The 25,714-nt window shown below is 68.2% G+C and carries 30 protein-coding genes; 16 read left to right on the top strand and 14 right to left on the bottom strand.

Annotation, left to right across the window (positions count from 1 at the left end; translation table 11 throughout):
• Position 1: 1 nt before the first annotated feature.
• Complete coding sequence (locus EGH23_RS04965; protein WP_220578901.1) at positions 2-457, bottom strand: YbhB/YbcL family Raf kinase inhibitor-like protein; 456 nt, start codon at positions 455-457, stop codon at positions 2-4.
• A gap of 75 nt (positions 458-532) precedes the next feature.
• Here EGH23_RS04965 and EGH23_RS04960 point away from each other — a divergent pair, with 75 nt between their 5' ends.
• From EGH23_RS04960 to EGH23_RS04945, 4 genes are all read left to right on the top strand, one after another.
• Positions 533-1,288 (top strand): DUF2797 domain-containing protein, encoded by a 756-nt coding sequence (locus EGH23_RS04960; protein ID WP_425433195.1) that lies wholly within the window; start codon positions 533-535, stop codon positions 1,286-1,288.
• Positions 1,289-1,351: 63 nt separating this feature from the next.
• Positions 1,352-2,368 carry a DUF7490 domain-containing protein gene (locus EGH23_RS04955; RefSeq protein WP_220578899.1) on the top strand — a complete coding sequence of 339 codons (1,017 nt, stop codon included), beginning with the start codon at positions 1,352-1,354 and terminating at the stop codon, positions 2,366-2,368.
• Positions 2,365-2,712 carry a DUF8060 family membrane protein gene (locus EGH23_RS04950; RefSeq protein WP_220578898.1) on the top strand — a complete coding sequence of 116 codons (348 nt, stop codon included), beginning with the start codon at positions 2,365-2,367 and terminating at the stop codon, positions 2,710-2,712. Before EGH23_RS04955 ends, EGH23_RS04950 begins: the two co-directional genes overlap by 4 nt.
• A 40-nt stretch (positions 2,713-2,752) precedes the next feature.
• Complete coding sequence (locus tag EGH23_RS04945; RefSeq protein ID WP_220578897.1) at positions 2,753-3,190, top strand: hypothetical protein; 438 nt, start codon at positions 2,753-2,755, stop codon at positions 3,188-3,190.
• A 97-nt stretch (positions 3,191-3,287) separates the two neighbouring features.
• On the opposite strand, the gene EGH23_RS04940 is transcribed toward EGH23_RS04945, so the two are convergent.
• The 6 genes from EGH23_RS04940 to EGH23_RS04915 form a co-directional block, all read right to left on the bottom strand.
• Positions 3,288-3,638, bottom strand: coding sequence for a helix-turn-helix transcriptional regulator (locus EGH23_RS04940; RefSeq protein ID WP_162316068.1), 351 nt, complete (start codon positions 3,636-3,638; stop codon positions 3,288-3,290).
• A 27-nt stretch (positions 3,639-3,665) separates the two neighbouring features.
• Complete coding sequence (locus tag EGH23_RS04935) at positions 3,666-4,403, bottom strand: NRDE family protein (RefSeq protein ID WP_220578896.1); 738 nt, start codon at positions 4,401-4,403, stop codon at positions 3,666-3,668.
• Positions 4,404-4,443: 40 nt separating this feature from the next.
• Positions 4,444-5,937: a class I adenylate-forming enzyme family protein gene (locus EGH23_RS04930; RefSeq protein WP_220578895.1), complete on the bottom strand. Its 1,494-nt coding sequence runs from the start codon at positions 5,935-5,937 to the stop codon at positions 4,444-4,446.
• The gene (locus tag EGH23_RS04925) at positions 5,930-6,955 is read right to left on the bottom strand and encodes a mandelate racemase/muconate lactonizing enzyme family protein (RefSeq protein ID WP_220578894.1); all 1,026 of its coding nucleotides are present in this window, start codon (positions 6,953-6,955) and stop codon (positions 5,930-5,932) included. The genes EGH23_RS04930 and EGH23_RS04925 overlap by 8 nt, the downstream gene beginning before the upstream one ends.
• On the bottom strand, positions 6,952-7,911 hold the full coding sequence (locus EGH23_RS04920; RefSeq protein WP_220578893.1) for a 1,4-dihydroxy-2-naphthoate polyprenyltransferase: 960 nt from the start codon (positions 7,909-7,911) through the stop codon (positions 6,952-6,954). The genes EGH23_RS04925 and EGH23_RS04920 overlap by 4 nt, the downstream gene beginning before the upstream one ends.
• Before the next feature lie 421 nt (positions 7,912-8,332).
• Positions 8,333-9,286, bottom strand: coding sequence for a 1,4-dihydroxy-2-naphthoyl-CoA synthase (locus tag EGH23_RS04915; RefSeq protein WP_220578892.1), 954 nt, complete (start codon positions 9,284-9,286; stop codon positions 8,333-8,335).
• A gap of 82 nt (positions 9,287-9,368) precedes the next feature.
• On the opposite strand from EGH23_RS04915, the gene EGH23_RS04910 reads away from it, so the two are divergent.
• From EGH23_RS04910 to EGH23_RS04900, 3 genes are read left to right on the top strand one after another with little or no spacing between them, the layout of a single operon-like run.
• On the top strand, positions 9,369-9,680 hold the full coding sequence (locus EGH23_RS04910; protein WP_220578891.1) for a DUF8066 domain-containing protein: 312 nt from the start codon (positions 9,369-9,371) through the stop codon (positions 9,678-9,680).
• A gap of 59 nt (positions 9,681-9,739) precedes the next feature.
• Positions 9,740-10,720: a J domain-containing protein gene (locus EGH23_RS04905; protein ID WP_220578890.1), complete on the top strand. Its 981-nt coding sequence runs from the start codon at positions 9,740-9,742 to the stop codon at positions 10,718-10,720.
• 34 nt (positions 10,721-10,754) lie between these two features.
• Entirely contained in the window at positions 10,755-11,546 is a 792-nt protein-coding gene (locus EGH23_RS04900; protein WP_220578889.1) for a S1C family serine protease, read from the top strand.
• Here the strand turns inward: EGH23_RS04900 and menD are convergent.
• Both menD and EGH23_RS04890 read right to left on the bottom strand, forming a co-directional pair.
• Complete coding sequence (gene menD / locus EGH23_RS04895; protein WP_220578888.1) at positions 11,530-13,314, bottom strand: 2-succinyl-5-enolpyruvyl-6-hydroxy-3-cyclohexene-1-carboxylic-acid synthase; 1,785 nt, start codon at positions 13,312-13,314, stop codon at positions 11,530-11,532. The genes EGH23_RS04900 and menD overlap by 17 nt on opposite strands.
• A gap of 3 nt (positions 13,315-13,317) precedes the next feature.
• Positions 13,318-14,655: an isochorismate synthase gene (locus EGH23_RS04890; RefSeq protein WP_220578887.1), complete on the bottom strand. Its 1,338-nt coding sequence runs from the start codon at positions 14,653-14,655 to the stop codon at positions 13,318-13,320.
• Positions 14,656-14,868: 213 nt separating this feature from the next.
• Between EGH23_RS04890 and EGH23_RS04885 the strand changes: the two genes are divergently transcribed.
• The gene (locus tag EGH23_RS04885) at positions 14,869-15,084 is read left to right on the top strand and encodes a DUF7120 family protein (protein ID WP_162316079.1); all 216 of its coding nucleotides are present in this window, start codon (positions 14,869-14,871) and stop codon (positions 15,082-15,084) included.
• Positions 15,085-15,158: 74 nt separating this feature from the next.
• On the top strand, positions 15,159-15,440 hold the full coding sequence (locus EGH23_RS04880) for a UPF0058 family protein (RefSeq protein ID WP_162316080.1): 282 nt from the start codon (positions 15,159-15,161) through the stop codon (positions 15,438-15,440).
• Positions 15,441-15,461: 21 nt separating this feature from the next.
• Here the strand turns inward: EGH23_RS04880 and EGH23_RS04875 are convergent, their stop codons facing one another.
• The 3 genes from EGH23_RS04875 to EGH23_RS04865 form a co-directional block, all read right to left on the bottom strand.
• Entirely contained in the window at positions 15,462-15,974 is a 513-nt protein-coding gene (locus EGH23_RS04875; protein WP_220578886.1) for an AsnC family protein, read from the bottom strand.
• Between the two features lie 46 nt (positions 15,975-16,020).
• Positions 16,021-16,920 carry a ferritin family protein gene (locus EGH23_RS04870; protein WP_220578885.1) on the bottom strand — a complete coding sequence of 300 codons (900 nt, stop codon included), beginning with the start codon at positions 16,918-16,920 and terminating at the stop codon, positions 16,021-16,023.
• Between the two features lie 72 nt (positions 16,921-16,992).
• Positions 16,993-17,787: an enoyl-CoA hydratase/isomerase family protein gene (locus EGH23_RS04865; RefSeq protein ID WP_220578884.1), complete on the bottom strand. Its 795-nt coding sequence runs from the start codon at positions 17,785-17,787 to the stop codon at positions 16,993-16,995.
• Between the two features lie 92 nt (positions 17,788-17,879).
• Between EGH23_RS04865 and EGH23_RS04860 the strand changes: the two genes are divergently transcribed.
• Both EGH23_RS04860 and sod read left to right on the top strand, forming a co-directional pair.
• Entirely contained in the window at positions 17,880-19,277 is a 1,398-nt protein-coding gene (locus EGH23_RS04860; RefSeq protein WP_220578883.1) for a cryptochrome/photolyase family protein, read from the top strand.
• Between the two features lie 108 nt (positions 19,278-19,385).
• Complete coding sequence (gene sod, locus EGH23_RS04855) at positions 19,386-19,997, top strand: superoxide dismutase (RefSeq protein ID WP_220578882.1); 612 nt, start codon at positions 19,386-19,388, stop codon at positions 19,995-19,997.
• A 58-nt stretch (positions 19,998-20,055) separates the two neighbouring features.
• On the opposite strand, the gene EGH23_RS04850 is transcribed toward sod, so the two are convergent.
• Positions 20,056-21,738: a sensor histidine kinase gene (locus EGH23_RS04850; protein ID WP_220578881.1), complete on the bottom strand. Its 1,683-nt coding sequence runs from the start codon at positions 21,736-21,738 to the stop codon at positions 20,056-20,058.
• Between the two features lie 82 nt (positions 21,739-21,820).
• On the opposite strand from EGH23_RS04850, the gene EGH23_RS04845 reads away from it, so the two are divergent.
• On the top strand, positions 21,821-22,090 hold the full coding sequence (locus EGH23_RS04845) for a DUF5827 family protein (protein ID WP_220578880.1): 270 nt from the start codon (positions 21,821-21,823) through the stop codon (positions 22,088-22,090).
• A complete protein-coding gene (locus EGH23_RS04840) occupies positions 22,087-22,902 on the top strand; it encodes an ATPase (protein ID WP_220578879.1) in 816 nt (271 codons plus the stop codon). Before EGH23_RS04845 ends, EGH23_RS04840 begins: the two co-directional genes overlap by 4 nt.
• 16 nt (positions 22,903-22,918) lie before the next feature.
• On the opposite strand, the gene EGH23_RS04835 is transcribed toward EGH23_RS04840, so the two are convergent.
• A complete protein-coding gene (locus EGH23_RS04835) occupies positions 22,919-23,494 on the bottom strand; it encodes an MBL fold metallo-hydrolase (RefSeq protein ID WP_220578878.1) in 576 nt (191 codons plus the stop codon).
• A 130-nt stretch (positions 23,495-23,624) separates the two neighbouring features.
• On the opposite strand from EGH23_RS04835, the gene EGH23_RS04830 reads away from it, so the two are divergent.
• Genes EGH23_RS04830 through thyX form a run of 3 tightly spaced genes read left to right on the top strand, consistent with a single transcriptional unit; the run spans position 23,625 to position 25,672 of the window.
• Positions 23,625-24,209: a HalX domain-containing protein gene (locus tag EGH23_RS04830; RefSeq protein ID WP_220578877.1), complete on the top strand. Its 585-nt coding sequence runs from the start codon at positions 23,625-23,627 to the stop codon at positions 24,207-24,209.
• A gap of 13 nt (positions 24,210-24,222) precedes the next feature.
• The gene (locus tag EGH23_RS04825; RefSeq protein WP_220578876.1) at positions 24,223-24,879 is read left to right on the top strand and encodes an RAD55 family ATPase; all 657 of its coding nucleotides are present in this window, start codon (positions 24,223-24,225) and stop codon (positions 24,877-24,879) included.
• A gap of 52 nt (positions 24,880-24,931) precedes the next feature.
• Entirely contained in the window at positions 24,932-25,672 is a 741-nt protein-coding gene (gene thyX / locus EGH23_RS04820) for an FAD-dependent thymidylate synthase (protein ID WP_220578875.1), read from the top strand.
• Positions 25,673-25,714: the final 42 nt, after the last annotated feature.

The raw sequence follows: 25,714 nt of genomic DNA, 5'->3' as shown, positions 1-25,714 counted from the left end.
CTCACGGAGAGAACGTCCCGGTCAGCTCCGCCTTGCCGACGACGTGCCCCTCGGCGGCGTCGTACAGCTGGTCCTTACTCGCCCCCCGCGGGAGCGCGACCGTGGTATCGAGCGCGTACAGGAGGAAGCGATAGGTGTGCTCGCGGTCGGGGGGGTTCGGCCCGCCCCAGCCGACTTCGCCGTAGTCGTTCTGTCCCTCGGTCGCCCCGTCGGGCGTCCTGCCCGCCGCGATCTCGCGCGTGCCCGCCGGGATGTTCCAGACGAGCCAGTGGTCCCACACTTTCCCCGCGGGTTGCTTCGCGTCGGGGTCGTCGACGATTAAGACGAGCGACTCGGCCGTCGCCGGGGCGTTCTGTATCCGCAACGGCGGGCTGACGTTTCCGGCCGCGTAGCCGTGTTCCTCGGGAATGCGCGCTCCGTCGTCGAACGCCTGACTGGTGAGTTCGAAATCCGCCATACCTAGACAGTGATTCCCAAAGTGCAAAAGCGTCGTCCCGGTAGCCATTTGCCCGTCGGTCGCCAACCGAAAGGCGTGCAGGTCGTCGGGTACCACTCGCGCGTCGAAGACCACGCTGGCCTCCTGCTGGCCGAGGGCGGGAGCGTCAGCCTCGAACGACTGAACCCGGGGACCGAACTCTCCTACTCGCTGGGCGAGCGCCACTGCGCCGGCGCGACCGACGGCGAGATCCATCACGCCTGCGAGAACTCGCCCTCCCCCTATTGCCCCGAACACACGAGCAGGTGGCCCTGTGCGCGCTGTACCGGGGAGTGTAACAAACCCATCGACGCCTGTGACGAGGAACACGCCGTCTATCTGGCGGTCTTCGCCCCCGACACCGTCAAGGTCGGCGTCACCCGCTCGTGGCGACTGGAGACTCGCCTCCGCGAACAGGGCGCGGATCGGGCGGCCCACCTCCGAACCGTCGCGGACGGCCGCATCGCCCGACAGATCGAGGCCGACATGGCCGGCGACCTCGGCGACCGAGTCCGGGTTCCGACGAAGATAGCCGGGTTCGACGAGTCGGTAGACGAGGCGTTCTGGGAGAGGGTGCTGGCCGAGTACGACCCGCTCTCGACCTACGAGTTCGACTACGGGCTCTCGCTGGCGAAGCGCCCGATGGCCGAGACGCTCGCCACCGGCACCGTCCGGGGAACGAAGGGTCGGGTCGCTGTCCTCGACAACAACGGCAGCACCTACGCCGTCGACCTGCGACAGCTCGTCGGCTACGAACTCACCGACGGCGGCACCGATCGAGACCTCCAGTCGAGTCTCGGCGCGTTCGACTGAGTTCAATTAACGCCCTTCAATTCGTGCACAAAACATTTATCGGAGCGTGTCGCGCTCACGGTCGTGCGACGTGATGTACTACTGGCTGGTGCCATCGCCCTCCTCACGCTGACGATGGTCGCCAGCGCGACGGCGGTCCCCGGCGTCCTCTCGGAGCCGACCGAGGACGTCCGTCCGAGCCACCTCGACCTCCGCGATTCCTACGTCGACGCTCACGACGTCACGGGAGAGACGGTGACGCTCTCGCTCACTTCCACCCTCGAACACCGCGGCGGGGCGGCCGAGAACGTCACCGTCGTGACGCGGGCGATCGACGCCGACACCGGACTGGTGGCGACGACCGAACGACAGACGCTCGGCGACGTGACCGGCGAGCGGGACGTCTCGTTCACCCGGAACCTCACGGTCGAGCGCGACGGCGACTACCGCATCGAGACGACGGTGGCGGAAGACGGCCGGCGCGTCTCCGTCCAGCGGCGGACGGTCCGCAACGTGGGCGCGCTGACGCCGGCGTACGCCCGCTCGACGGTGGCGTTTCACCGGTTCGAGAACGCGAACACGCCGCTCCGGGCGATCTCCTACCGCATCGTCGACGTGGCGGACAATGAGACGACGCTGAACGTGACGGCGTATCTCACCAACAGCGGCGACGACCAAGCCGGCGGCCTCTCGCTCCGAGTACGCGCGAGACAGGCCGATTCGAACGTCGTCGCCGACGAGTCGGCGCTCCGGGTCGGTCAGATACGTCCCGGGCGGACGCAGACGGCCAGCACCGCGCTGACCGTCCCCGACGGCTACAACTACTGGCTGGACGGTATCCTCCGGTCCGACGGCGTCATCGTCGCCACGGAGAGCGCGCCCGCGAACCTCGACCCCGAGGAGACGCTGACGGCGAACGAGACGCGACGCGACGTCGGCTTCGACTCGGGCGACTTCGCGGAGGAGACCGTCGAGGACGGAGGAATGGACGGGCGAGCGGCGACGTCGACCGCCGGTGGGAGCGGTCCCGGCTTCACCGCTCTCGCCGCGCTCGTCGCACTCGTCGCCGCGACGCTCGGACTCGTACGGAGGCACCCATGACCGAGGAACCAACCACTGACCCGACCGTATCGACCGATCAGAGACCGGCCGACGCCGACGACACCCGCCGCCCGCCCGGCGGAGACCAGCCGTCGAGCGACGCGAAGGACGCGGACGACAACGACGCCGGCCGCTCCGCCGTCGAGTACCTCGAATGGGGGGCACTGACGGTCCTCGCCCTCGTCGCGCTGGTGGCCACGTTCCGGCTCTACTTCTCCGTCTCGGCCGCCGTCGACACGTTCGTCACCCGCCGATACCGGCCGCTGTTCATGGCGGGGTTCAACCTCGTCGTCTTGCTGGCGTGTGGCATCGGACTCTCGACCGTCGTGCGTCGCCTGTCCTGACACGACAATCCTTTTCAGCGGCCCAGCCGAACCCGGAGGTATGGCAGACGAACCAGAGAACGCCGACGACGCGCCCGAATCGAGCGACGACGGTGACGAGGAGAAATCCTTCCGCGAGCGAGTCGAAGAGATCCGCCAGCAGCGCGCCGAGGAGCGCGAAGAGGGCGAAGAGGGCGAGATGAGCCGCGAGGAGCGCATGGAAGAGATGATGGGCGGCGGTGGCGGCCCCGGCGGAATGGGCGGCGGTGGCGGCAACCCGTTCGCACAGATGATGGGCGGCATGATGGGCGGCGGCGGTCCCGGCGGCGCGGGTCCCGGCGGGATGGGCGGCGGCCCCGGCGGCCAACCCGGACCCGGCCGCGAGGCCGAGGGCGGCAGCGACAACGAGGAACTCACCCGCGAGATGCGAAAGCTCCGCGACGAGGTCCACGACGTGCGACGCACGCTCGATCGCATCGCCGACGCGCTCGAAGACTGACGTTTCGGACTCCGTCTCCGGTTCTCCGTTTTATCGACGCCGCAGCGGCGGCTGTGCGGTCTGCGAACGGTGCGACGAAACGAGTCGCACTCTGCCGTCAGCCCTGGTACGCGAGGTTCATGACCCACTGCGAGAAGGTGTCGTCGTGGGGGTCGACCTCCTCGTCGCCGATGAACGGCGAGAGCATGTCGCCGGCCATCAACAGCGAGAAGTCGAGGTCGCGGGCGGCGGGCGTGAGGTAGTACGTGTTGTGTCCCTCGTAGATGGTCTCCTCGCGCTGGATGAGACCCTTCTCGAAGAGGGACTCGACGATGCGACTGCCCTTCCGGGAGGAGACGTCCAGGTCCTTCCAGAAGTCGCTCTGGTGGACGCCGCCGGACTCGCGGATAAGCTCCAGCCCGGCCAGTTCGTCCTCGGAGAGGTCCGCCTCCGACGCTGCAGAACTCATATGTAGTGTATACTGACGGTCGGCCGCTTAAATCTGACCTTCGACCGGGCGATACTCCGTTCGGCAGGGCGGCCCGTCCGCGAAGTCGTATCGCCGGCGCTCGCCTATCGAGATGAGCGACGACGACCGCGTCCCGAAGCCGTCGCCGTGGACGCAGACGCCGTACTCGTGGTCGCCGATGGTCTCGCCCGCGCGGTCCAGCCACGCGTCGACCGCTTCGCCGGGTTCGACCTGCAGGTGGTCCCGGAGCCGGTCGGCGTTGGCCGCCTGCTCCTCCCCGGCGTCGGCCCGGAAACTCGGAATCCGGTAGTCGCCGTCCGCGCCGACGTTGACGACGACGTGGACGCCGGGATTCAGGTTCCGCACTGCGAGCTGGCCGTCCCACTCGAAGAGCAGCGCCGCGTTCTCGTCGGCCAACAGGAGGTTGAACCCCTCGTACTCGGCCTCGCGGAGCGCTCCTTCGACGGCGCGAGCGGCGTCCTCGGCGGTCTCGTGGCCCAGACAGTCCCGGACGAGGAGCCCACGGGAGCGCTCGCCGGCGAGGTCGGCGTCCACCCAGCGGTTAGTGAGCGCCACGAGCAGCCCGTGTTCGTTGTAGCCCTCCCACGTCCCGCTCGCCTCTTCGTCGGCCGGCGCGACGACGCGGGACCCCCAGTGTCGCGGCGCGGGCGGCTTCGACGGTCGGTCGACGCGCTCGTCGCGGTTGGCGGCGAACGCGACCGGCGCGTCTTCGAAGACCTGCCACGCGAGGACGATAGTGCACACGGAGCCGAGTACGCGCCGCACCAAGAAAACCGCTCTGGCGTCAGTTCCGCATCGCGGCCCGGACGGCCGCTCTGTCGACGGTCCCCGACGCCGTCCGGGGAAGCGCGTCGGTGACGCGGACCCGCTTCGGGACCTCGTGGGGCGCGAGTTCGTCTCGGCAGTATTCCAGGACTGACTCCGGCGAGGCGTCCCCCGCGACGAGGGCGGTCACACGCTCGCCCCACTCCTCGTCCGGCAGGCCGACCACGGCGGCTTCCTCGACGCCGGGACACTGCCGAATCACCGCCTCGACGGCCGCGGCGTCGACGTTCTCGCCGCCGGTGACGATGCGGTCGTCCGCCCGTCCGACGACCCACAGCCGCCCGTCCTCGTCGCGATAGCCGAGGTCGCCGGTCTGGAGTCCGTGGGGGCCGAACGCGGCGTCCGTCGCGGCCTCGTCGAGGTAGCCGGGTGTCACCGTCGGCCCGTCGACGACTAGTTCGCCGCGTACGCCGGGTCCGACCGGGTCGCCGTCTGCGACCACCTTCACGTCCGTACAGACGAGGGGCTGGCCGACGGTGTCGCGGTGTTCGAACGCCGTCTCCGGGCGCGCCGTCGCTATCTGGGAGGCCGCTTCGGTCATCCCGTAGGTCGGACAGACCGGGATGTCGCGCTCCCGACAGCGCTCGACGAGCGAGGGCGGCACCGGGCCGCCGCCGAGCAGGACGAACCGGAGCGTCCCCGCGGGGTTCCAGCCCGCATCGACGAGCCGTTTGAGCATCGTCGGCACGAGCGAGACGCCCGTGACGCCGCGCTCGTCGACGGCTCTCGCGGTCGCTCCGACGGCGAACTCACGCTGGACGACGACGGCCGCCCCGTAGAGGACACAGCGGACGAACGGGGCGATACCCCCCATGTGGTACGTCGGGAGGCAGACCAGCCAGCGGTCGCCCGGCGAGACGCCGAGTCGGAACGCTGAGGCCGTCGCGCTGGCGACGAGGTTGCCGACGGTCAGGCGGACTCCCTTCGGGTCGCTGGTCGTCCCGGACGTGAACAACACGAGCTGGGTCGCGTCGCGGTCCAGTTCGACCGGTTCGGCGGTCCCGCCGTCCTCGACCGCCTCGTCAGAGAGCGAGCGTTCGACGCCGCCGCCGTCGGGAGCGTCGACCGAGACGACCGGGCGGTCGGCTATCTCCGTCGCCAATTCCTCGGTGTCGCGCTCGCAGACGAGCGTGTCGGCGTCGAGCGCCTGCAACTGCGTCGAGAGCGTCTCGGCGTCGAGTTCGACGTTCAGCGGGGCCAGCGTCAGTCCCCGTCGCATCGCACCGAACAGGAGGCGGCCGACCGCCGGCCGGGTGTCCACCAGCGTCGCGACGCGGCCGTTCGGCGTGTCCAGCGCCTCGAGCGCGGCCGCGACCTCGTCGACGGCGGCGTCCAGTTCGCGGTAGGTCGTCGTCCCGCCCCCGTCGGCGTCGACGACGGCGGTTCGCTCGGGCGTCGTCCCTGCGCGATGAGTCAGCAGGTCTCGCGTCGGCCACTCGACCGGCTCACGCATCGGTCTGCACCTCCGACGGATCGACGCCCAGACCGTCAGATTGCGGGACGGAGATCCGACCCTCCGAGACGGTCGTCGGGTCCGGCGCGAGGTCGCGGGCGAGTCGGTCGCCGGTCGCCAGTCCGCAGGCCGCCACGTCGGGAATCGCCGCCGCGACGTGGACCGCGGCGAGGCGGGCGACGACGGCGTCGACGGTCGTCGTCACGACCGGCTCGATGCCCCGTTCGCGGGCCTGCATCGCCAGCGTGTAGGCGTCTCCGGGGCCGCCCAGTACCATCGGCTTCAGAATCAGCACGTCGGCGGCGTCGGCGTCGAAGACGGTTCCGACCCGCTTCTGGACGAGCGACTCGTCGAGGGCGACGCCGACGCTTCCACCGCGAAGCGCCGCGTGGCCCGCGAGGTCGTCGGCCGCGAGCGGTTGTTCGACGTACTCGACGGCCAGCGACTCGAAGGACTCGAACGCGGATTCGGCCTCCGGGCGAGTCCACGCGCCGTTCGCGTCGGCGCGGAGCGTCACGTCGTCGCCGACCCGCTCCCTGACCGCTCGGACGCGCTCGACGTCTTCCTCGACCGAACGCGCGCCGACCTTCAGTTTACAGCAGTCGAAACCGGACTCGACGGCCTCGGCGATGGCGTCGGCGGTCTCCGACGGCGTCCCGTCACCGATGGTGGCGTTGACCGGGACCGACCGACAGCGGCGGTCGGCACTGTCGGCGTCGAACCACTGGTAGAGCGGAACGCCGTCGGCCCGCGCGTCGGCGTCCAGCATCGCCGTAGCGACGCCGTGGCGGGCCGCTGGCACCTCGGCCGCGTCGAGGTCGCGCAGCGAGGTCGCCGAATCGAGCGCCGTCTGGCAGTCCCCCAGCGACTCCGTCCAGCCCGGCAGCGGCGTCGCCTCGCCGATGCCCGTCTCGCCGCGGTGGTCGGCGCGGACGACGAATCCGTTTCGCTCCTCGATGGTCCCGCTGGCGGTTTCGAGCGGCGACTCCAGCGGGAGGGAGAACGGTTCGACCTTCATAGGAATCGAGGGAGCGCGAGGCCGGCGGCGAACAGTATCGAGTGGACGAACAGCGTCTGGCCGACGCGTTCCAGCGCCGGGTTCAGCGCCTCGCCGTCGGTGCGGGTCAGCACCGTCTTCGTCACCGACGCCGCCAGCGGGAGCGAGAGGAGCGGCGCGAGCGCCCAGAGCCCGTAGTCGGGGTCGAGCGCGAACAGGATCGGCACGACGTAGGCCATGCCCACGACAGCGAGAAACTCCGCGCGGCTCCAGCCGTAGCCCAGATAGACTGCCAGCGTCTTCTTGCCGGCGGCCATGTCCGTCTCCCGGTCCCGGACGTTGTTGACGACGAGGATGGCCGTCGAGAGGCCGGCGGCGGGGAGACTGGCGGTTATCGCCGCGGCGGTGACGCTGCCCGCGGGGAGGCCCATTGGAAACGTCCCGGCGGCAGGCATGCTCGCGACCGCCTGCACGTAGTAGGTGCCCGTCACGGCGACCAGTCCGAAGTAGACGAAGACGAAGAGGTCACCCAGTCCGCGGTAGCCGTAGGGGAACGGACCGCCGGTGTAGAGGACGCCGGCGGCGATGCCCGAGAGGCCGACGACGACGATGGGGAGGCCGCCGATGGCGACGAGATAGACGCCGACGACGACTGCCAGCGCGTAGGTGAGGATCATCGCTCGCTTGACCGCGTCGGGTTCGATGAGGCCGCCGGCGGTCACTCGCGTAAAGCCCTGGCGTTCGTTCGTGTCCGCGCCCTTCACCGCGTCGTAGTAGTCGTTGGCGAAGTTCGTCCCGACCTGGATGAGCAGCGCCCCGACCAGCGCCGCGAGCGCCGGAAGCGGGGCGAACACGCCCTCGTGGACGGCCAGTCCCATACCGACGACGACCGGCGCGGCCCCCGCGGGGAGCGTCTGTGGCCGGGCCGCCATGAGCCACGCCTTCCGCTTCGAGATGTCTGCCGTCGCTGCACTCATTGGGCGGAACTCGGGACGCTACCCCCAAAGCGACTGTGGTTCGGGGAGCCCGACGACGGCCCGGCACCGCCCCGCTCGAAGTCGCCGCGGAGAACTACGCGGCTACCGTGCCCGGGAAACAGAACGGAAGAGCGTTGCTGTCGCGGTAGGCGGTAGGCGGTCGGCGGTCGCCGTAACCGATTCGTACCGGAATCGCCGTAACCGATTCGTACCGGAATCGCCGTCGGCGATTCCGGCCTTTTTCATCGCCGGGAGAGCGAAGCTCTCCCGTGCTCGCACTCGCGGCGCGAGTGCGACCGACGTTCGCAAGCGCGTCGCGCTTGCGAGCCCATCAGAAGTCGAAGACTTCTGAGGGCGTTTTTCAAGGAGAGGTTCGCGCGCCGCGAAGCGGCGACGCGAACCCGACGCAGAAAAAGGTCGTTTAGTAGTGCCAGGGCACCCCGTCGAAGTCTGGCTCTCGCCCCTCGTTGAAGGCGTCGCGGCCCTCCTGGGCCTCGTCGGTCATGTAGGCCAGTCGGGTCGCCTCGCCGGCGAAGACCTGTTGGCCGACCATGCCGTCGGAGTCGAGGTTGAAGGCGTACTTCAGCATCCGCATCGCGGTGGGCGACTTCTCGTTCATGCGCTCGGCCCACTCGATGGCGGCGTCCTCTAACTCCGCGTGCGGGACGGCCTCGTTGACCATGCCCATGTCGGCGGCCTCCTCGGCGTCGTAGGTCTTCCCGAGGAAGAACACCTCGCGGGCCTTCTTCTGGCCGACCTGCCGGGCGAGATACGCCGAGCCGAAGCCGCCGTCGAAGGAACCCACGTCGGGGTCGGTCTGGAGGAACTTCGCGTGTTCCTCGCTGGCGATGGTCAGGTCACAGACGACGTGCAGCGAGTGGCCGCCGCCGACGGCCCAGCCGGGGACGACGGCGACGACGGGTTTCGGGATGTGGCGGATCTGGCGCTGGACTTCGAGGATGTGGAGGCGGCCGACGTTCTCGGGCGCGTCGTCGTCGCCGACGTCTCGCGGGTCGCGGCGCTCCCCGCTCGCCCGTTCCGAGTCGCGCGGCGATTCGCTGTCGGCGTCGTACTCGTAGCCGCTCTCGCCGCGGATGCTCTGGTCGCCGCCGGAGCAGAACGCCCACCCGCCGTCCTTCGGGGAGGGACCGTTACCGGTGATGAGGACACAACCGACGTCGGTGAGTCGCTTCGCGTGGTCTAACGCCTCGGAGAGTTCGTCCACCGTCTCCGGGCGGAAGGCGTTGCGTTTCTCGGGGCGGTCGAAGGCGATGCGGACCGCGCCCGTCTCCGTCGAGCGGTGGTAGGTGATATCTGAGAAGTCGAACCGCTCGACGGGTTCCCAGCGGTCGGAGTCGAATAGCTCTGAGACCATACCGGGCATGACAGCGCCCCCCGCAAAAAGATTCGCCGCACGGCGAACGCTTTTACGGCTGGTCGGAGCGCATCGGGGACGTATGCCCTCCGAAACGACCGACCGGACGCTCGAGATCGGATTAGCGACGCTCTCGGCGCTGATCCTCGCGTACAGCCTCGTGATTCAGGGAACGATTCTCCTCGGATCGCTCGCCGTCGCCGTGGTCTGGCTCGTCTACCTGTTCCATCGGTTCGTCCTCGTCCTCGCGCGCATCGCGAGCGCACTGGAGCAGCTGGCCCAGCGACGCGTCGAGGACCCCACAACCGCCGAGACGACTGAAGCGGAAGCGACCGAGGCGACGGCGACCGCCCAGCCGACGGATTCTCACCGGGAACCCGAACGAGAGTTCTGATAATCGGGGAGGTGGGTTTTTACGCGGCTGTTTCGGAGTAGACGGTACACCAGCCCTCCATGAGCGAGACGTTCTACGAGGTACTCGGCGTCGCCGAGGACGCGACGACCGACGAGATCGACGCGGCCTATCGAGAGCGCCTGAAGGAGACCCATCCCGACGTGAACGACGACGCCGACGCTCGCGTCGCGACCCGAAAACTCGTCGAAGCCCGCGACGTCCTCGTAGACGAGACGGAGCGGGCGCGATACGACAGGGTCGGTCACGCAGCCTACGTGGGCAACGATCCCGAACCGGGGGGTAGCGACGTCGCCAGAGCGGCGCGGAATGCCGGCTACGGGACCGGAAGCGAGGAGTCGACCCGGGCGGATTCGAATACTGACGACGAAGACGGCTCCGTCGGCGAGAACGACGGGCGCGCTCGACGGCGGAGCGGGGACCGGACGCGGCGCGAACGGCGGGCGAGCGAACGCGTCCGCGGGAATCGGTCCGAGCGGGAGACGGCCACGGAGACCGCGAGCCGGGCCGAGAATACGGCGGAGACGGGCACAACGGGGACGAGTCCGACCGAGGCGGCTGCTACCGCGACGGCGACGGGCGGGACCGCTACGGGCGCTACGGCCGCGGGAGCCACCGGGAACGGTGATGGCGGTGTATGGAACACGTCCGCGGGATACACCGTCAGAGAGAGCGTCGAGGTCGGCCAGCGCGGTATCCGTCTCTTTCCGACCGAGAACGAGCTGACGGTACTCGGGCTCATGGTCGTCCTCTACCCCGCGCTACTGTTCACCACGGTGATGCCGGGCTTCCCGCTGTACGTCAACGCCATCGTCGGCGCGTGCGGGCTGCTGATCGTCGGTTACCTCCAGTCGATGCCGCGCGTCGCGCTGCTCGTCTTCGGCGGCTGGAGCCTCGTCACACCGCTGGCGCTGTTCGCGCTCGACGTCGGCTTCCTCTCCATCGTCGGGATCGTCGCGCTGTGTGGGACGTGGCTGCCGCTCGGATTCTCCGTGCTGACGTTCTCCGTCCTGCGATTGTGATAACCCCTATACGTTCGGCCCCCCTCGATGCGGTATGGCTCGGTCACGCCGCTCGGTTCTCGCGTCGCTCGCCGCCGCGGCCGGACTCTCCGGTTGCTCCGGCGTCGTCGAACGACTCCCGGACGACGGCTCCGCGCTCGAAGAGCGGGTTCGAACGGCGGCGGAAGCGGCCGGCGAGCAGGTCGACGGGAGAGATCCGCCGACCGAGCCGTTCGACGACGCGACGAGAGAGCGAGCGTCCGAGACCGGACGGGCGATTCGGGATTCGGTCGTCGTCTTAGAGACCGACCGACGGCGCGGCACCGGATGGGCGGTCGGCGACGGACGGATCGTCACGAACGCCCACGTCGTGCTGGGGGCGTCGTCGATGTCCGTCGAGACGTTCGACGGGACGACCGGCACCGCGGAGCGAGTCGGCTACTACGAGGACATGCGGCCCGACCTCGCGCTCCTCGACACTGACGTCTCGGTGCCGTCGCTCTCGCTCGGCGACTCGGCCGATCTGGAGTACGGCGACCCGCTGGTCACCGTGGGCCACCCGGGGCGACTCGGGAAGTGGCTCATCACGCTCGGACGGTTCTACCGACGGCCCCGCGGCATCGACTGGCTGCTCTCGACGGTGCCGGTCCAGCAGGGCAACAGCGGCGGCCCGTTGGTCACCCTCGACGGGGACGTCGTCGGCGTCGTCTCGGGGAGCACGACCGGCGGCGACCGACCTGACTTCAGCAAGAACGATACGGCTTTCACCGAACTCCCGGAGACGGAGGGAGAGACCACGGCAGTCCCGGAGGGGACCCTCGAAGAGTCGCTCAGCGAGTGGCGATAGCCCGGCGGCTGCGCGCAGTCAGTTCCCCGCGTCGGTCGTGACTCGCCTCGGAATCGAACCGGAGTTCGATGACCTGCGTGCCCGCGCTGTCGACCGACTTCTCGAACGCTTCTTCGAACGCCGCGCGGTCTTCGACCCGTCGGAACTCCAGTCCGTAGAGGTCGCCCGTCGGGCCGAAGTCCAGCCCGTGCGGCGTCCGGAACTGCGACTCGAAGGTGTCGTGGTCCGCGATGGGGAGCATCCCGAAGATGCCGCCGCCGTCGTTGTTCACGAGGACGATGGTCGCGTCCACGCCACAGCGGCCCAGCGCGAGCAGACCGTTCATGTCGTGGTAGTACGCGAGGTCGCCGGTCACCAGCACCAGCGGGTCGTCCGTCGCGCTGCCCGCACCGAGCGCCGTCGAGGTGATGCCGTCGATGCCGCTGGCCCCGCGGTTGCCCAGCACGGTGAGATTCGCGGTTCGGGGGCGGCCGAAGCGGTCCAGGTCGCGGACGGGCATGCTGTTGGAGACGAACAAGGTCGTCGGGTCGGGCGCGAGCCGGGACACGTCGGCCAGCACGCCGCCCTCCCAGTAGCGGTCGTCGGACGCGAGCGCGTCTCCGACTGCCTCCCAGTGGACCTGCTCCGCGGCCGCGAACCGCTCCCGCCACGGCTCGCTGCCCCGTTCGGTCACGCGCTCGCCGAGGGCGCTCGCGGTGGCGTTCGGATCCGCGACCAGCAGGTCGGAGGCGGTGAACTCGGCTTCGGTCCACCCGCCCGCCGGGTCGACGACGAACTGGCGGCAGCCTGTATCCCGAAGATAGTGCCGGAGCGGTTTGGACGTGGGCGACGCGCCGAAGCGAAGCACCACGCCGGGGTCGGCCCACGACGCGACGGCGTCGGAGCCGAGGTAGGCGTCGTAGCCGCCACAGACCGGGACGTCGAGGCGGTCGACGTGCGGGCCGAACCGGAGGTCAGACAGCGGGTCCGCGAGGACCGGGAAGCCGGTGGCTCCCGCGAGCGCTTCGAGCGCCTCGGGAGCGAGGCCGTCGTCCGCGGGTCCAGCCACGATGAGCCCCCGGTCGGCGGATTCGACGGCGCGGGCGACGCGGGTGATCTCCTCGGACGGAAGTTCGGGCCGCCCCTGCTCGGTCCGGACGAACGGGCCGTCCCGACCCTCGGCGGCCAATCGGTCGCCGTCCGCCCAGTCGTCGGACACGCCGTCCGGGTCGTCGTCGGGGACCGGCGTCGGTTCGAGCGGTTTGCGAAAGCGGCAGTTGAGATGCACCGGGCCGGGGTCGCTGGCGGTCGACGCGGCGAGCGACCGAGCGGCGGTGGTCCGCAGCATCCTGACCTTCCGCGGTTCGGCCTCGGGTTCGGGCATGTCCCGGTACCAGCGGACCGCGTCGCCGTACAGTTTCTCCTGGTCGACGGTCTGATTCGCGCCGCTGTCCGTGAGTTCCGGCGGTCGGTCGGCCGTGAGCAAGAGCAGCGGCACGCCGGACTGGTCGGCTTCGATTACCGCCGGGTGGAAGTTCGCGGCGGCCGTTCCAGAGGTGCAGACCAGCGGCGTCGGCTTCCCCGTCCGGCGCGCGCGGCCGAGCGCGAAGAACGCCGAGGAGCGCTCGTCGAGGTGCGAGAACGTCCGTATCTCGGGATGCTCGGCGAAGGCGACCGTCAGCGGCGTCGAGCGGCTGCCCGGCGAGAGACAGACCGACTCGACGCCGCCGGCGACGAGTTCCTCGACCAGCGTCTCGGCCCACAGCGCGTTGACGTTCGGATAGCCCATGTGTCACTCCAGTTCGTCCAGCATCGGGCGGTACTTGAGCTGCACTTCGTCCCACTCCCGGTCGGGGTCGCTGTCGGCGACGATGCCCGCTCCGGCGAACAGCGTGGCCGTCCGGTCGCGGGCGACCGCCGAGCGGATGCCGACGGCGAAGGTGCCGTTGCCCGCGGCGTCGACCCAGCCGACGGGGGCGGCGTACCACCCGCGGTCGAAGGCCTCCGTCTCGCGGATGGTCCGCAGGGCCTCGTCCGGCGGGAGACCGCCGACGGCGGGCGTCGGGTGGAGCGCCTCGACCAGCGAGAGGACGTGTTCGTCCCGTCCGAGTTCGGCGGTAATCGACGTTCTGAGGTGCTGAACCGTCGCCAGTCGGCGGACGGTCCGCTCGCCGATGCGCACCGAGGAGGCGAACGGCTCTAACTGGTCGCGGATGGCGTCGGCGACGAGCTGGTGCTCGTGGACGTCCTTCTCGCTGTCGAGCAGCTCCGCGGCCAGCCACTCGTCTTCGGCCGGGGTGTCGCCGCGGCCGGTCGACCCGGCCAGCGCCTCGGTCCGGACGGTTCGGCCCCGGAGCGAGACGAGGCGTTCCGGCGTCGCGCCGAAGAAGGTCCCGTCGCCGGGCGGCGCGAACATGAACCGATAGCAGTCGGGGTACGTCTCGGCCAACCGGTCGAGGACGGTCGGGACCGACAGGTCTTCGCGCAGGCTCACGCGCAGCGCCTGCGCGAGGACGACCTTCTGGAGGCGGCCGCTGTCGACCCGTTCCAGCGCGTTGCCCACCTGCTCGCGCCAGACGGCCTGCGACGGGGTTCGTTCGCGGGCGTCCACGCCCGGCGGGTCGGCCCGGGGCGACGCGGCGGCGTCGGCCAGCCGGTCGCGCCACGTCTCGAGCAGTCGGTCGGCGTCGGTTTCGGCCGACGCGCCGGTCCCAGTCGTCGTGAGCCACGTCTCTCCGTCGGTCTCGGTCACCTGCAGTTCGGGGAGGAAGAACGCGGCCCCGGGAAAGCCGTCCCACGGGGAGTCGTCGCCGTCGCGGTCGCCCTCGTGGAAGGCGAAGCCGCCGAACAGGCGGGGGCGCGCGGCGCTCGGCAGGCCGGCCGGGACCTCACAGCGGTCGAAGAGCCTCTCGGCGGCCGTCTGCACGTCGGCGAAGCGCGAGGAGCCGTCGGCGGTCACGAGGGCGGCGGCACCGCTCGCGGCGATCGCCTCCGAATCGGTGGCCCACGCGAACGTCGGGCGCGTATCGGCGTCGAGAACCGGGCGGGGCGTCCCGCGCTCGATTCGACAACCGCGCGTGACGACTGCCGTCTCGCCCACCGTCCGCTCGTCACCACGCAGTGGTTCCATCACGTCGGTCTTAGGATGCCGCCCCTTTGAGCCTGACTATACCCGAAACCGGCGGTGCCCCGCCGCTCACTGACCCGCCGCTGGTTCACGATGCGGGAACTGAATATGGAATTTCGAAAACCAGATAGCGACGAACCGGATTAATAGTTGTTCGATACCGTAACGACCCCCGTCAGGTTTAAATATGCCTTCCCCAAAGGTGGCAACGTTGCGATGCCAAAGGTAGAGATCAACGTCCCGGAACATCTAGAGATGCAGATCGCTCAGCTGGTCGAGCGAGGCGAGTTCCTCAACCGCGAGGAAGCCATCGAAGACCTCCTCTCCACCGGGCTGAAAGCGTACAAGACGTCCGGCCCTCAGGACGAGGACGAGGAACCCGGATTCGAGGAAGACGGTATGATGGGTCACGACGACGAGTACGTCTTTTAATCGGCGGGCCGTGTCAGTCTGTTACCCTCTCCCAAGCAATTCTTATACGAGTCCCGTCGAATACACATCACAATATGCACAAAGACGAGCTACTGGAGCTCCACGAGCAGATGGTGACGATCATGGAGTTCTTCCGCGACGAGATGGACAGCGTCGACCCCTCGCTGTTCGACCCCTACGACGAACTCGACGTTCGGCCCTCGGACGTCCACAAGTCCAAGAGCGAGCACAAACACGCCGTCTTCGTCCTCGGGAACGCGCTGGCGACGGCGATGAGCGAAGACGAGTTCTCCGACGCCGGGCGAGTCGGCAAGCGGATGAAGGAGCTGGCCGAGGACGCCGAGCGGAAACTCTGAGTCGGACTTTCTCTCTCCTCTCTACTCTTCGTGTAGCGCGGTGAATATCTCCGGGTCGGTCTGGAACTTCAGGACGTTGTGGACGACGGAGTTGCGCACGTTCTGGACGACATCGCCGTGGTTCTTGTAGAACTCGTGAATCCACCGCGATTCGGCGGTGCGGGTGGGGAACATCATCACCGACTTCCACTGGTACTCCCCGTCCGAGAGGAAGTAGATGAGCGTGTGCTCGTCGTCGCGGATCGCGACCATCGCGTCGTGCCACGCGTCGGCGAAGTGTTCCGGGTTGAACTTGAACTCGAAGAGCGCGAAGTTGAACAGCGACTCGTTGGGGACGATGGCCTCCCGGAAGACGTCCTCCTCGCGCATCTTCCGGATGGACTCGCTGACGGTGACGTGCGAGACGTCGATGTCGTACCTCGTCTCGAGGATGCTCGCGAGCTCGCGCGAGGACCGCTGGGGTTCGGCGGCGAGTTCCCGTAGTATGTGGACGTCCCGCTGTTTGAACTCCCAGTCCGGGGTCTCGGCTACCATACGTACTCTCCTCTGTCACGAGATTTGACAGTTGCGGCTCGCACGGTCAGCTCTCCAGCGCGACCAGCGTCTCCACGTCCGGGAGAGTGGCGGATTCGTCGGTTATCTGGGCCATCCGCTCGGTGTGCTTCTCGGCGGCGTACGTCTGGAGGTCGGCGGCCGAGGGGCCCGACGTCTCGCGGCCCGAACCCGCGCTGATGCCGTCGGTCGTCGTCCGCTGGACCAGCGGCAGGAGTTCGTTGACCGTGTCGTGCAGCAGCTGCGGGTCGACGCCGTCGGCGACCAGCGCCTTCAACTGTGACATCCCGAACCCGACGTGGCGGCCCTCGTCGCTCCGGATGGCCCGAATCCCCTCGGTGAACCCTGGAAGCGTCGGGAGGTCGCTCTCCCCGCGACCGAAACTCCGTTGGAGCCCCCAGTAGGCGGTCTGTGCGAGGATGCCCTCGATCGTCAGATGGTAGTGACAGTAGGCGACTGCGCGGTTCTCCGGCGTATCCGACTCCAACAGGCGGTGCATCGCCTCGTCGGTGCGGGCCAGCAGTTCGTCGTAGGCCGCGTTGATCCAGCGGTCGTCGGTCGGCGAGGTGGGGTCGAGGCCGCGCGCCTCCTCGACGGGGTTGACGACCTCGCGCCAGTAGCGCTCGAAGAAGTCGAGATGCCGGGCTTCCTCGTACAGCTGCGTCGAGAGGTACGCCTGCGATTCGGCGTCCGAGAGCGCGACGGCCAGCGGCGCGAGGTCCTCGGTCACCGCTCGCTCGCCCGCGCCGAACTTCGCCACCGTCGCTCTGAAGTTCTCGAACGTCTTCGGGTGGGCGTCGACCAGCGGGTCGCGGTCCCGAGCGATATCGACGTCGGCCGGGTCCCAGTGGCGCTCGACGGCGTTGCGGTAGTACCGGAACGATCGGTCGTCGCGGTCCACCGCCAACCGGAACGTGTCGTCGGACATACGCGCTCGTCAACCCGAATGTAGTAAAGGGTTGACGATGCGGGTCGGCGTCGCCCGGCCGCTCTCGGCCGCTTAGCGCCCCTCGAACTCGGGGTCGCGCTGTTCCATGAACGCCGTCGCGCCCTCCTCGTGGTCGTCGGTCGTGAAGGCGAGGCCTTGCGCGGTCGCCTCGCGGTCGAGCGCCTGTTCGAAGGTCCCCTCGGAGCCGCGATTTAGCAGTCGCTTGGCCTGCGTGAGCGCGACGGTCGGTCCCTCGGCGATGGTCGTCGCGAGGTTCTCGACGCCCTCCTCGAAGGCGTCTTCCTCGAATAGGCGCGTGAAGATGCCGAGTTCGCGGGCGGCGTCGGCGTCGAGCAGTTCGCCGGTGAACACCAGTTCCTTGGCCTTGTTCGGCCCGACGATGCGCGGCAGCGAGTAGGAGATGCCGGAGTCGATGGCGAGACCGACCTGCCGGAACCCGAAGCCGATCTTCGCCTCCGGGCTCGCCAGTTGGATGTCGCAGGCCAGCGCGAGCCCCGCGCCGGCCCCGAACGTCGGGCCGTCTATCTTCGCCACGACCGGGAGGCGGCAGTCGTAGACGGACTCCACCGCGGCGTTGATCGCCGAGACGACGAGTTCGGCGCGGTCGGCCGGCGGCTGGTCCTCGGCGACCCCCTCGATCATCGCGCCGATATCGCCGCCGGCGCAGAAGGCGGGACCGGCCCCCTCGACGACGACACAGCGGGCGTCGCTGTCGGCGATGGTCTCGAAGCGGTCGGTGAGTTCGCGGGCGGTATCCACGGCAAGCGCGTTCCGCACGTCCGGTCGATTGAGCGTCACGGTGGCGACGTCGCCTGTGATGTCGAGTACCACGTCGTCGGCAGACATACCGCGGACCACCGGGGCCACCGGAATAACTCTGCCGCCGGGCCAAACCGTGTTGGGTGCGCCTTTTTGCGTGATACACTCCATCCGTCCGTATGCGACTTCACTGGCATCGGCGGGACCTGCGAGCGGCGGACAACGCCGGCCTCGCGCGCGCCAGCGCGGACGACCCCGTAGTCCCGGCGTTCGTCTTCGATACCGCCGTCCTCGACCACGCCGCCCCGCCCCGCGTCGCGTTCATGCTCGACGCGCTCGACGGCCTCCGCTCGTGGTACCGCGACCGCGGTAGCGATCTCGTCGTCGCCCGCGGCGACCCCCGCGAGGTCCTGCCCGAACTCGCCGCCGAGTACGGCGCGGACGTGGTGACGTGGGGGAAGGACTACTCCGGGCTCGCGCGCGAACGCGACGCCGACGTTCGACAGGCCCTCGACGCCGCCGACGTGGCCCGCGAGGCGGTCCAGGACGCCGTCCTCCACGAGCCCGGCGAGATAACGACCAACGACGGCGACCCCTACAGCGTCTTCACCTACTTCGGCCGGAAGTGGAGCGAGCGCGAGAAAGACGCCCCCTACGACGCGCCCGAGCGCGAGGCGCTGGCCGACGTCGAGGGCGACGCCCTGCCGACGCTCGACGAGCTGGGATTCGACGAACCCGAAGCGGACGTGCCGCCGGCGGGCACCGACCGCGCCCGCGATCTGCTCGACTCCTTCCTCGAAGACGACGTCTACCGCTACGAGGAGCGTCGGGACTACCCCGCCGACGACTGCACGTCGCGCCTCTCGGCCCACCTCAAGTTCGGTACCATCGGTATCCGCGAGGTGTACGAGGGCACCGCCGAGGCCCGGAGCGCGACCGAGCCGGGCAGCGACCGAGATTCCTCCGTCGAGGAGTTCCAGTCCCAACTCGCCTGGCGCGAGTTCTACGCGCAGGTCCTCTTCGCGAACCCGAACGTCGTCACGGAGAACTACAAGGAGTACGAGACGGAGATTCGGTGGAACACCGACGAGAGAGGGCTACGGGCGTGGAAGGACGGCGAGACGGGCTATCCCATCGTCGACGCCGGGATGCGCCAACTCCGCGAGGAGGCGTTCGTGCACAACCGCCTCCGGATGATCGTCGCCTCCTTCCTCACGAAGGACCTGCTCGTCGACTGGCGAGAGGGCTACGACTGGTTCCGAGAGAAGCTGGTCGACCACGACACGGGTAACGACAACGGCGGCTGGCAGTGGGCGGCCTCGACGGGGACCGACGCCCAACCGTACTTCCGCGTCTTCAACCCGATGACGCAGGGCGAGCGCTACGACCCCGACGCCGAGTACATCAAGCGGTACGTCCCGGAACTGCGGGACGCCGGCGCGGAGATAATTCACAACTGGCACGAGGCGTCGCCGACCCAGCGAGAGAACGCGGCCCCCGACTACCCCGAGCCGATCGTGGACCACAGTCAGCGCCGGGAGGAAGCGATCGAGATGTTCGAGCGAGCGAGGGACTGAGCGAGCGCGAGACGGTACGCCGTCTCGCGCTCTATGGTGTGCGATACCATACGGTTCCTAAACGTTTAACAGTGGGCCGCGCGACGTTTCCTGTGGAGGAGATTTCATATGTCAGAACACTCCGAACCGGAGCTGCCACCGCTCCCGTACGACTACGACGCGCTGGAGCCTCACATCTCCGAGCAGGTGCTCACGTGGCACCACGACACCCACCATCAGGGCTACGTAAACGGGCTGGAATCGGCCGAGGAGACGCTGGCCGAGAACCGCGAGTCCGGCGACCACTCCTCGACGGCCGGTGCGCTGGGTGACGTCACCCACAACGGCTGTGGGCACTACCTCCACACGCTGTTCTGGAACAACATGTCGCCCAACGGCGGCGGCGAACCCGAAGGCGAACTCCGCGACCGCATCGAGGAGGACTTCGGCTCCTACGACGGTTGGAAGGACGAGTTCGAGGCCGCCGCGAAGGCCGCCGGCGGCTGGGCGCTGCTGGTCTACGACCCCGTTGCCAAGCAACTTCGCAACGTCAAGGTCAACAAGCACGACCAGGGCGCGCTCTGGGGCGCACACCCCGTTCTGGCCCTCGACGTCTGGGAGCACTCGTACTACTACGACTACGGTCCGGACCGCGGCTCGTTCATCGACGCCTTCTTCGAGGTCGTCGACTGGGACGACGCCGCAGACGAGTACCAGACCGCGGTCAGTCACTTCGAGTAACGGCTCCTCACCGCGATATTTTTTCGAGTGCGACAGTCGAGCGCCAGCAGTGAGTCGCTCAGTTGCGAGACCGCTCGTCGACGGCCGCGTTCGCCGCGCCGTCCGTCTTGGTCTCGACGCCCGTGATAGAAAGTCTCGCACCACCGGCGTCGCTCTCGGTTATCGTCGCGTCCCAGCCGTGGGACTCGGAGACGTGTTCGATGATCGCGAGCCCGAGCCCCGTCCCCTCCTCGCTCGTCGTGAACCCGTGTTCGAAGACGCTCTCGCGCTCCGCTTCGGGGATCCCCTCCCCGTCGTCGGCGACGTAAAACCCGTCGTCGTCGGCCGTGATGGTCATAGTCACGCCGTCGCCCCCGTGCTCTACGCTGTTCCGGAACGCGTTCTCGAGCAGTTGCAACAGCTGCTCTTCGCTACCGACGACGGCGCGGTCGGTGTCGACTCGTAACGTCGCGTCGCGGGTCTCGACGTGTCCCCACGCCTTCTGTGCGACCGCCGCCAGCGATACCGTCGCTTCGTCGGTGACCGACCCGCCGCGGGCGAGGGTTAACATCTCGCCGATGAGTTGGTCCATTCGCCCGAGGGCGCGTTCGAGCCTATCGAAGTGCTGTGGACTGCCGGTCTCACGCGCGAGTTCCAGACTCCCGTCCGCGACGTTCAACGGGTTTCTGAGGTCGTGAGAGACGACGGACGCGAACCGGTCTAACTGCTGATTGCGGTGTTCGAGTTGGCGCTCGCGCGTCTTCTGTTCGGTCATCTCGTGGACGAGAACCAGCCGCCCGATACGGTGGTCCCTGTCGTCGTACAGCGGCGTCACGTGCACGTCGAAGTAGCGGTCGTCTCGGGCGATTTCCGTCCGCGTCTCCGAGGAGACCTCGAGGACGGCGGTATCGCGCAGCGCCGGCCACTCCGCGAAGGCGTCCGCGACGGGCTCGTTCACGACCCCGTCACCGCCTAGTAACTGCCGTCCCGCGTCGTTGACCTCGGTGAGTCGGCCCTCGCCGTCGATGACGAAGACGGCGCTGTTCAGCGACTCGACGACCTTCTGATGGGCGATCGGGGAGATGTCGAGGAAACCGGCCCGCAGGACTGCCCACGAGAGCGCGGCGCCGGTCGCGGCGAACGTCATGGGCGTCGTGTCGACGCCGACGTCGCCGAACAGATAGAGCGCGTTGCCCGCCCACGGGACGGCGATCGCGGCGAGCAGGCCGTACACCTGCTTCCGATACAGTTCCCCCGACGAGAGCGCGAACCGGACGATCAGGACCGAGGAGACGGTCACGAGCAGGTACGAGTACGCGACGTGCGCCCAGAATACGTCGCCGGAGACGACGACCCACCCGAGCATCTCGGCCGTGGACCGTCCCTCGACCGTATAGAGCATCTCCGGAGCGACCGCCGCGACGGTGAGCAGTATCGCGGGTTCGACGGCGAGCAACGCGTACGTTCGCCACCCGAGCCACTTCTCGTGACCCGTGTATTCGAGCGCGAAGACGAACAGACCGGCCACGGTGACGACGATGCCGACGTACCACGCACGCGACCAGAACAGCGCCCACCACGTCTCCCGTGACAGCACGGCGGCGGCGGCACAGCCGCACCAGACCGCCTGCCCGATCAACAGAACTGACAGCGGCTTGGCACCGACTCGGTCTCGACGGTCCCACGCGTACATCGCCAGCGCGGCGACGAACACCCCCGAGGCTAGCAGCACGAACGCGTAGCCGACGAAGACCGAAACCATCCATCTATCACCTAGCGTAGAGGAACAAAGTTGTTACGACGGCTTCGAGGGATTTACCCAATGCCTCTGCGTACCCGGGGTAATGCCAGTCGAGAAGCGCGAATTCGACGAGATCCTCTCCTTCGAACTGCACGAACCGGCAGACATCCTCGACCCGGAGAAGCTGTACACGATTCCCGAGATCGCTCGGCTCTTGCAGGGACTCCCGGTCGACGCCGAGTTGAGCGAGTTCAACGAGTCCGTCTTCGTCGACTGGGCCATCCCGTGGATGATCTTCAACCAGGACTCGCTGGTCTTCGCCGAACCGGACGCCGAGGACGTGGTCGGGCTGTACGGACTCGACGACGAATGAACCTGCTCGTCGCAGGGGGCGACCGGGTCGACGCCGGCAAGACGACGTTCTCCGTCGGTTTGCTGGCTCACACCGACGCGCGCGGGTTCAAGCCCCGCGCCGGCAACAACTACTGGTTCGACCACGACGACTTCCTGCACGCCACCGAAGAGGGCCGTCTCTTCGGGAAGGACGCGAAGCGCTTGGCGGCCGCGTCGCCGGGCGAGGTCCGACCGGAGGCCATCAACCCGATTCACCGCCTCTGGCATCCCTCGCCCGGCCCCAGCACCGGACTGCTCGGGAAAGACGACCAGCAGTTCGTCGTCGACAGGGTCGGTACCGACGGCGTCGGCGAGTTCGTCGTCAACGGGACCGTCGATACTCCGGAGTCCGTCGCCGAGCGCCTCCCGCTCGACGCCGCCCCGCGGGTCACGTCGGTGCCTGACTTCAACGACCTCATGGGCGCGATGCACGCCGAGGCGCTCGACTCGCTCGCCGAGGACATCGCCGCGACCGACCGCGCCGTCGTGGAGTCCTACGGCGACGTGGCGCGTCCGCTCGACGGGTTCGTCCCGGACGCCGTCGCCGTCGTCGAACCCGGTCGAGCGCGCTTCTACGACGGCGACCGCTACGCGAAGGCCTGCGAGATAGCCACCGGCGGTCCCGGCGACGGCCAGTTAGAGGAGCGCGTCGAGAAGGTCGTCGACCTCATCGATCGGAAGGGCGCGGTGCGACTGCCGGCGCTCGACGGCGAGACGCGGGCGGACCCCGAGGCCGTCGCGGACGCCTACGACCACGCCTACGACGCGCTGCTGGCGACGGCGTTCGAGTGAGGCGCTCGACGAGCCCTCAGAACCGGGCGGCCTGCCACGCCAGTTCGATGTCGTGGTACGCGTTATCGGTGACGCTCGGGCCGTGGCCGGTGTGCATCTCGTCTAGGTCCTCGCCGACGGTATCGAGGACGCGGTCGATGCTCTCGACCAGTTGGTCGCGGTCCCCCTCTTCGAGGTCGGTGCGGCCGAAACTCCCGTTGGCGAAGATCAGGTCGCCGGCGAACAGCACGCTCGCGGCCGGCGAGTGGAAACAGAGGTGGTCGTTCTTGTGTCCGGGCGTGTGCAGCGCCTCGTACTCGTGGTCGCCCAACTGGACCGTCTCCCCGTCGGCGATGGCGTCGGTGACGCCGTCCTGTTCGGTGTCGTATCCCCAGACGTCGACGTCGAACGCGGAGACGACGTCGCCGAGGTTGCCGACGTGGTCGTAGTGGGTGTGCGTCAGGACGACGGCGTCGAGGCCGCCGGCGTGGTCTTCGACGGCCGAGACGACGTCGAACTCGTTGCCCACGTCGACGAGCACCGTTCGGTCGCCCGTCACCAGAAACGCGTTGCTCGTGAACGACTGGACGCCCCGAGCGAGGTTTCGTATCACGCTCCCCCGTTCGTCGGGCAGTCCAATGTGGCTGTCGCTCCGGGCCGGTAACCAGACCTTTCGTGCCCGCTACGGCCGACACCCACAGGGCTATGTAGGTGGATATAGAAACGAGGGCAGTAAGAACAGCATGTCTGAATCGGACCCGCCCGTCGTGTTGATCGTCGAAGACGAACCGGATGTCGCCGAGACGTACAAGCTCTGGCTAGAGGGCGAATACGAGGTCCGGATGGCCCAGAACGGGGACGAGGGGCTCGAACTGCTCGACGAGTCCGTCGACATCGTCCTCTTAGACCGGATGATGCCCGGTCTCTCGGGCGACGAAGTACTGAGTCGGATCCGCGAGCGGGAGCTCGACTGCCGCGTGGCGATGGTAACCGCCGTCGAGCCGGACTTCGACATCTTGGAGATGGGGTTCGACGCGTACCTCTCGAAGCCGATCCGGAGCGAGCAGCTCCACGAGACGGTGACGAACCTCTTAGACCGGTCGGAGTACGACTCGATGCTCCAGGAGTACTACGCGCTCGTCGAGAAGCGAGCGACGCTGGAGGCGACCAAATCGGGGGCCGAACTCGCCGAGAACGACCAGTACGAAGATCTAGACGACGAGATCGAAGAGATGCAGGACGGCCTCTCCGACACGCTCGGTGGGATCGAGGACGACGACGACTTCATCGCGACGTTACGCGGACTGAGCAGTGGCGAAGAAAACTGAGGGGGTGAATGACATGTACGATCTCTCATCGGTTGTCGAATTCGACGCGCTTCGGGAGGTACGGCCCGGGTCGAGTATCCTCATCTCCGGTCCCGCGATGACCGGGAAAGAGCGACTCGCCTACGACATTCTGGCGGACGGCGCGCGCAACGGCGACGGTGCCGTCGTCGTGACGACTAGCGACAAGGCGGAGGACGTCGTCACGGATTTCCGCGAGCTCGTTCCGGAGCTGAACGACTCGCAGCTCGGCGTCGTCGACTGCCGCGGCGAGGGCAGTTCCGGCGGCTCCTTCGAGGGCGCATACATCCATCAGGTGTCCTCGCCGAGCGACCTCACGGGCATCGGGATCGGCATCACGAAGGCGCTCGAAGGCCTGCACAACTCCGGCCGCGAACGGGGCCGACTGGCGCTCGTTTCGCTGTCGACGATGCTCACCTACACGGACAAGAAGACGGTGTTCAAGTTCTGTCACGTCCTCTCCTCGCGGCTGGACGCGGCCGATTACATCGGCGTCTTCACCATCGACTCGGGGGCGCACGACGAGCAGACGATTCAGGTCATCAAGCAGGCGTTCGACGGGCTCATCGAGGTCCGCGACGCGGATGGCGGGGGTCGCGAATCGCGCGTGCTCGGGCTCTCGGGCGAACCGACCGACTGGAAGCGACTCTGAGCCGCCGGCCGCGGGGAGGAAGAATTTTGACCCTCGGGCGTTCCCTCCCCGTATGGAAGTCACGCTGTTAGAGGCCACCGACGACCCGGAGGACCTCGTCTGTAAGGCGGCCCGTAACGACTACAGCGACGAGTTCGTCGGCGGCCAGTCGCTCGAAGCGACGATGGAGACGGTCGAGGGCGACTCGCTCGAAGCCAAGAAGGAGACGCTCATCGGTCACCTGCTGGAGCACGGCCACTTCGGCCCGTTCGAACACCCGCAGATCACGTTCGCCGTCGAGGGCGTCTCGCGGTCGTGTATGGCACAGATCACCCGGCACCGACACGTCTCCTTCGACGTGCAGTCGATGCGGTACGTCTCCTTCGACGAGGTGGACCCCGACGACGTCCGGGAGGGCGAGATGGTCGTCGTCCCGCCGTCGGCGACGGACCCCGACTGGGTGGGTCGAAATCAAAAGGCCGACGCCGACGAGGCGGACGTCGAGAAGCGCGAGGAGATATTCCGGAACACCGTCGCGGACGCCGTCGAGTCCTATCAGGAACTGCTGGACCTCGGCATGCCGCCCGAGGACGCCCGGTTCGTCCTCCCCATTGGGACGAAAGTCAACATGGTCATGTCGATGAACGTCCGCATGCTGATGCACGTCGCGGACATGCGGGCGGCCGCCGACGCCCAGTGGGAGATCCGGAACATGACCGAAGACCTTCTCGACATCGCGGCCGACTGGTGTCCCATCACGTTCGACCACTACGAGCGCGAGATGAAGAACCGGAAGAACCGACTCGCCCCCTGACAGGTCGGTCGCCTGACGAACCGCTCTCTGTGGAGACGACCG

The organism is Haloarcula nitratireducens (genome assembly GCF_019599505.1).
The sequence above is the reverse complement of the archived record's forward strand: the minus strand, read 5'-3'. Positions and strand labels throughout refer to the sequence as shown.

What these genes read in the sequence shown, in the direction of transcription:
- EGH23_RS04965 (WP_220578901.1), bottom strand. Translation starts at nt 457, where the DNA reads ATGGCGGATTTCGAACTCACCAGTCAGGCGTTCGACGACGGAGCGCGC.
- EGH23_RS04950 (WP_220578898.1), top strand. Translation starts at nt 2,365, where the DNA reads ATGACCGAGGAACCAACCACTGACCCGACCGTATCGACCGATCAGAGA.
- EGH23_RS04945 (WP_220578897.1), top strand. Translation starts at nt 2,753, where the DNA reads ATGGCAGACGAACCAGAGAACGCCGACGACGCGCCCGAATCGAGCGAC.
- EGH23_RS04940 (WP_162316068.1), bottom strand. Translation starts at nt 3,638, where the DNA reads ATGAGTTCTGCAGCGTCGGAGGCGGACCTCTCCGAGGACGAACTGGCC.
- EGH23_RS04930 (WP_220578895.1), bottom strand. Translation starts at nt 5,937, where the DNA reads ATGCGTGAGCCGGTCGAGTGGCCGACGCGAGACCTGCTGACTCATCGC.
- EGH23_RS04925 (WP_220578894.1), bottom strand. Translation starts at nt 6,955, where the DNA reads ATGAAGGTCGAACCGTTCTCCCTCCCGCTGGAGTCGCCGCTCGAAACC.
- EGH23_RS04920 (WP_220578893.1), bottom strand. Translation starts at nt 7,911, where the DNA reads ATGAGTGCAGCGACGGCAGACATCTCGAAGCGGAAGGCGTGGCTCATG.
- EGH23_RS04915 (WP_220578892.1), bottom strand. Translation starts at nt 9,286, where the DNA reads ATGGTCTCAGAGCTATTCGACTCCGACCGCTGGGAACCCGTCGAGCGG.
- EGH23_RS04910 (WP_220578891.1), top strand. Translation starts at nt 9,369, where the DNA reads ATGCCCTCCGAAACGACCGACCGGACGCTCGAGATCGGATTAGCGACG.
- EGH23_RS04905 (WP_220578890.1), top strand. Translation starts at nt 9,740, where the DNA reads ATGAGCGAGACGTTCTACGAGGTACTCGGCGTCGCCGAGGACGCGACG.
- EGH23_RS04900 (WP_220578889.1), top strand. Translation starts at nt 10,755, where the DNA reads ATGGCTCGGTCACGCCGCTCGGTTCTCGCGTCGCTCGCCGCCGCGGCC.
- menD (WP_220578888.1), bottom strand. Translation starts at nt 13,314, where the DNA reads ATGGGCTATCCGAACGTCAACGCGCTGTGGGCCGAGACGCTGGTCGAG.
- EGH23_RS04890 (WP_220578887.1), bottom strand. Translation starts at nt 14,655, where the DNA reads ATGGAACCACTGCGTGGTGACGAGCGGACGGTGGGCGAGACGGCAGTC.
- EGH23_RS04885 (WP_162316079.1), top strand. Translation starts at nt 14,869, where the DNA reads ATGCCAAAGGTAGAGATCAACGTCCCGGAACATCTAGAGATGCAGATC.
- EGH23_RS04880 (WP_162316080.1), top strand. Translation starts at nt 15,159, where the DNA reads ATGCACAAAGACGAGCTACTGGAGCTCCACGAGCAGATGGTGACGATC.
- EGH23_RS04875 (WP_220578886.1), bottom strand. Translation starts at nt 15,974, where the DNA reads ATGGTAGCCGAGACCCCGGACTGGGAGTTCAAACAGCGGGACGTCCAC.
- EGH23_RS04870 (WP_220578885.1), bottom strand. Translation starts at nt 16,920, where the DNA reads ATGTCCGACGACACGTTCCGGTTGGCGGTGGACCGCGACGACCGATCG.
- EGH23_RS04865 (WP_220578884.1), bottom strand. Translation starts at nt 17,787, where the DNA reads ATGTCTGCCGACGACGTGGTACTCGACATCACAGGCGACGTCGCCACC.
- EGH23_RS04860 (WP_220578883.1), top strand. Translation starts at nt 17,880, where the DNA reads ATGCGACTTCACTGGCATCGGCGGGACCTGCGAGCGGCGGACAACGCC.
- sod (WP_220578882.1), top strand. Translation starts at nt 19,386, where the DNA reads ATGTCAGAACACTCCGAACCGGAGCTGCCACCGCTCCCGTACGACTAC.
- EGH23_RS04850 (WP_220578881.1), bottom strand. Translation starts at nt 21,738, where the DNA reads ATGGTTTCGGTCTTCGTCGGCTACGCGTTCGTGCTGCTAGCCTCGGGG.
- EGH23_RS04845 (WP_220578880.1), top strand. Translation starts at nt 21,821, where the DNA reads ATGCCAGTCGAGAAGCGCGAATTCGACGAGATCCTCTCCTTCGAACTG.
- EGH23_RS04840 (WP_220578879.1), top strand. Translation starts at nt 22,087, where the DNA reads ATGAACCTGCTCGTCGCAGGGGGCGACCGGGTCGACGCCGGCAAGACG.
- EGH23_RS04830 (WP_220578877.1), top strand. Translation starts at nt 23,625, where the DNA reads ATGTCTGAATCGGACCCGCCCGTCGTGTTGATCGTCGAAGACGAACCG.
- EGH23_RS04825 (WP_220578876.1), top strand. Translation starts at nt 24,223, where the DNA reads ATGTACGATCTCTCATCGGTTGTCGAATTCGACGCGCTTCGGGAGGTA.
- thyX (WP_220578875.1), top strand. Translation starts at nt 24,932, where the DNA reads ATGGAAGTCACGCTGTTAGAGGCCACCGACGACCCGGAGGACCTCGTC.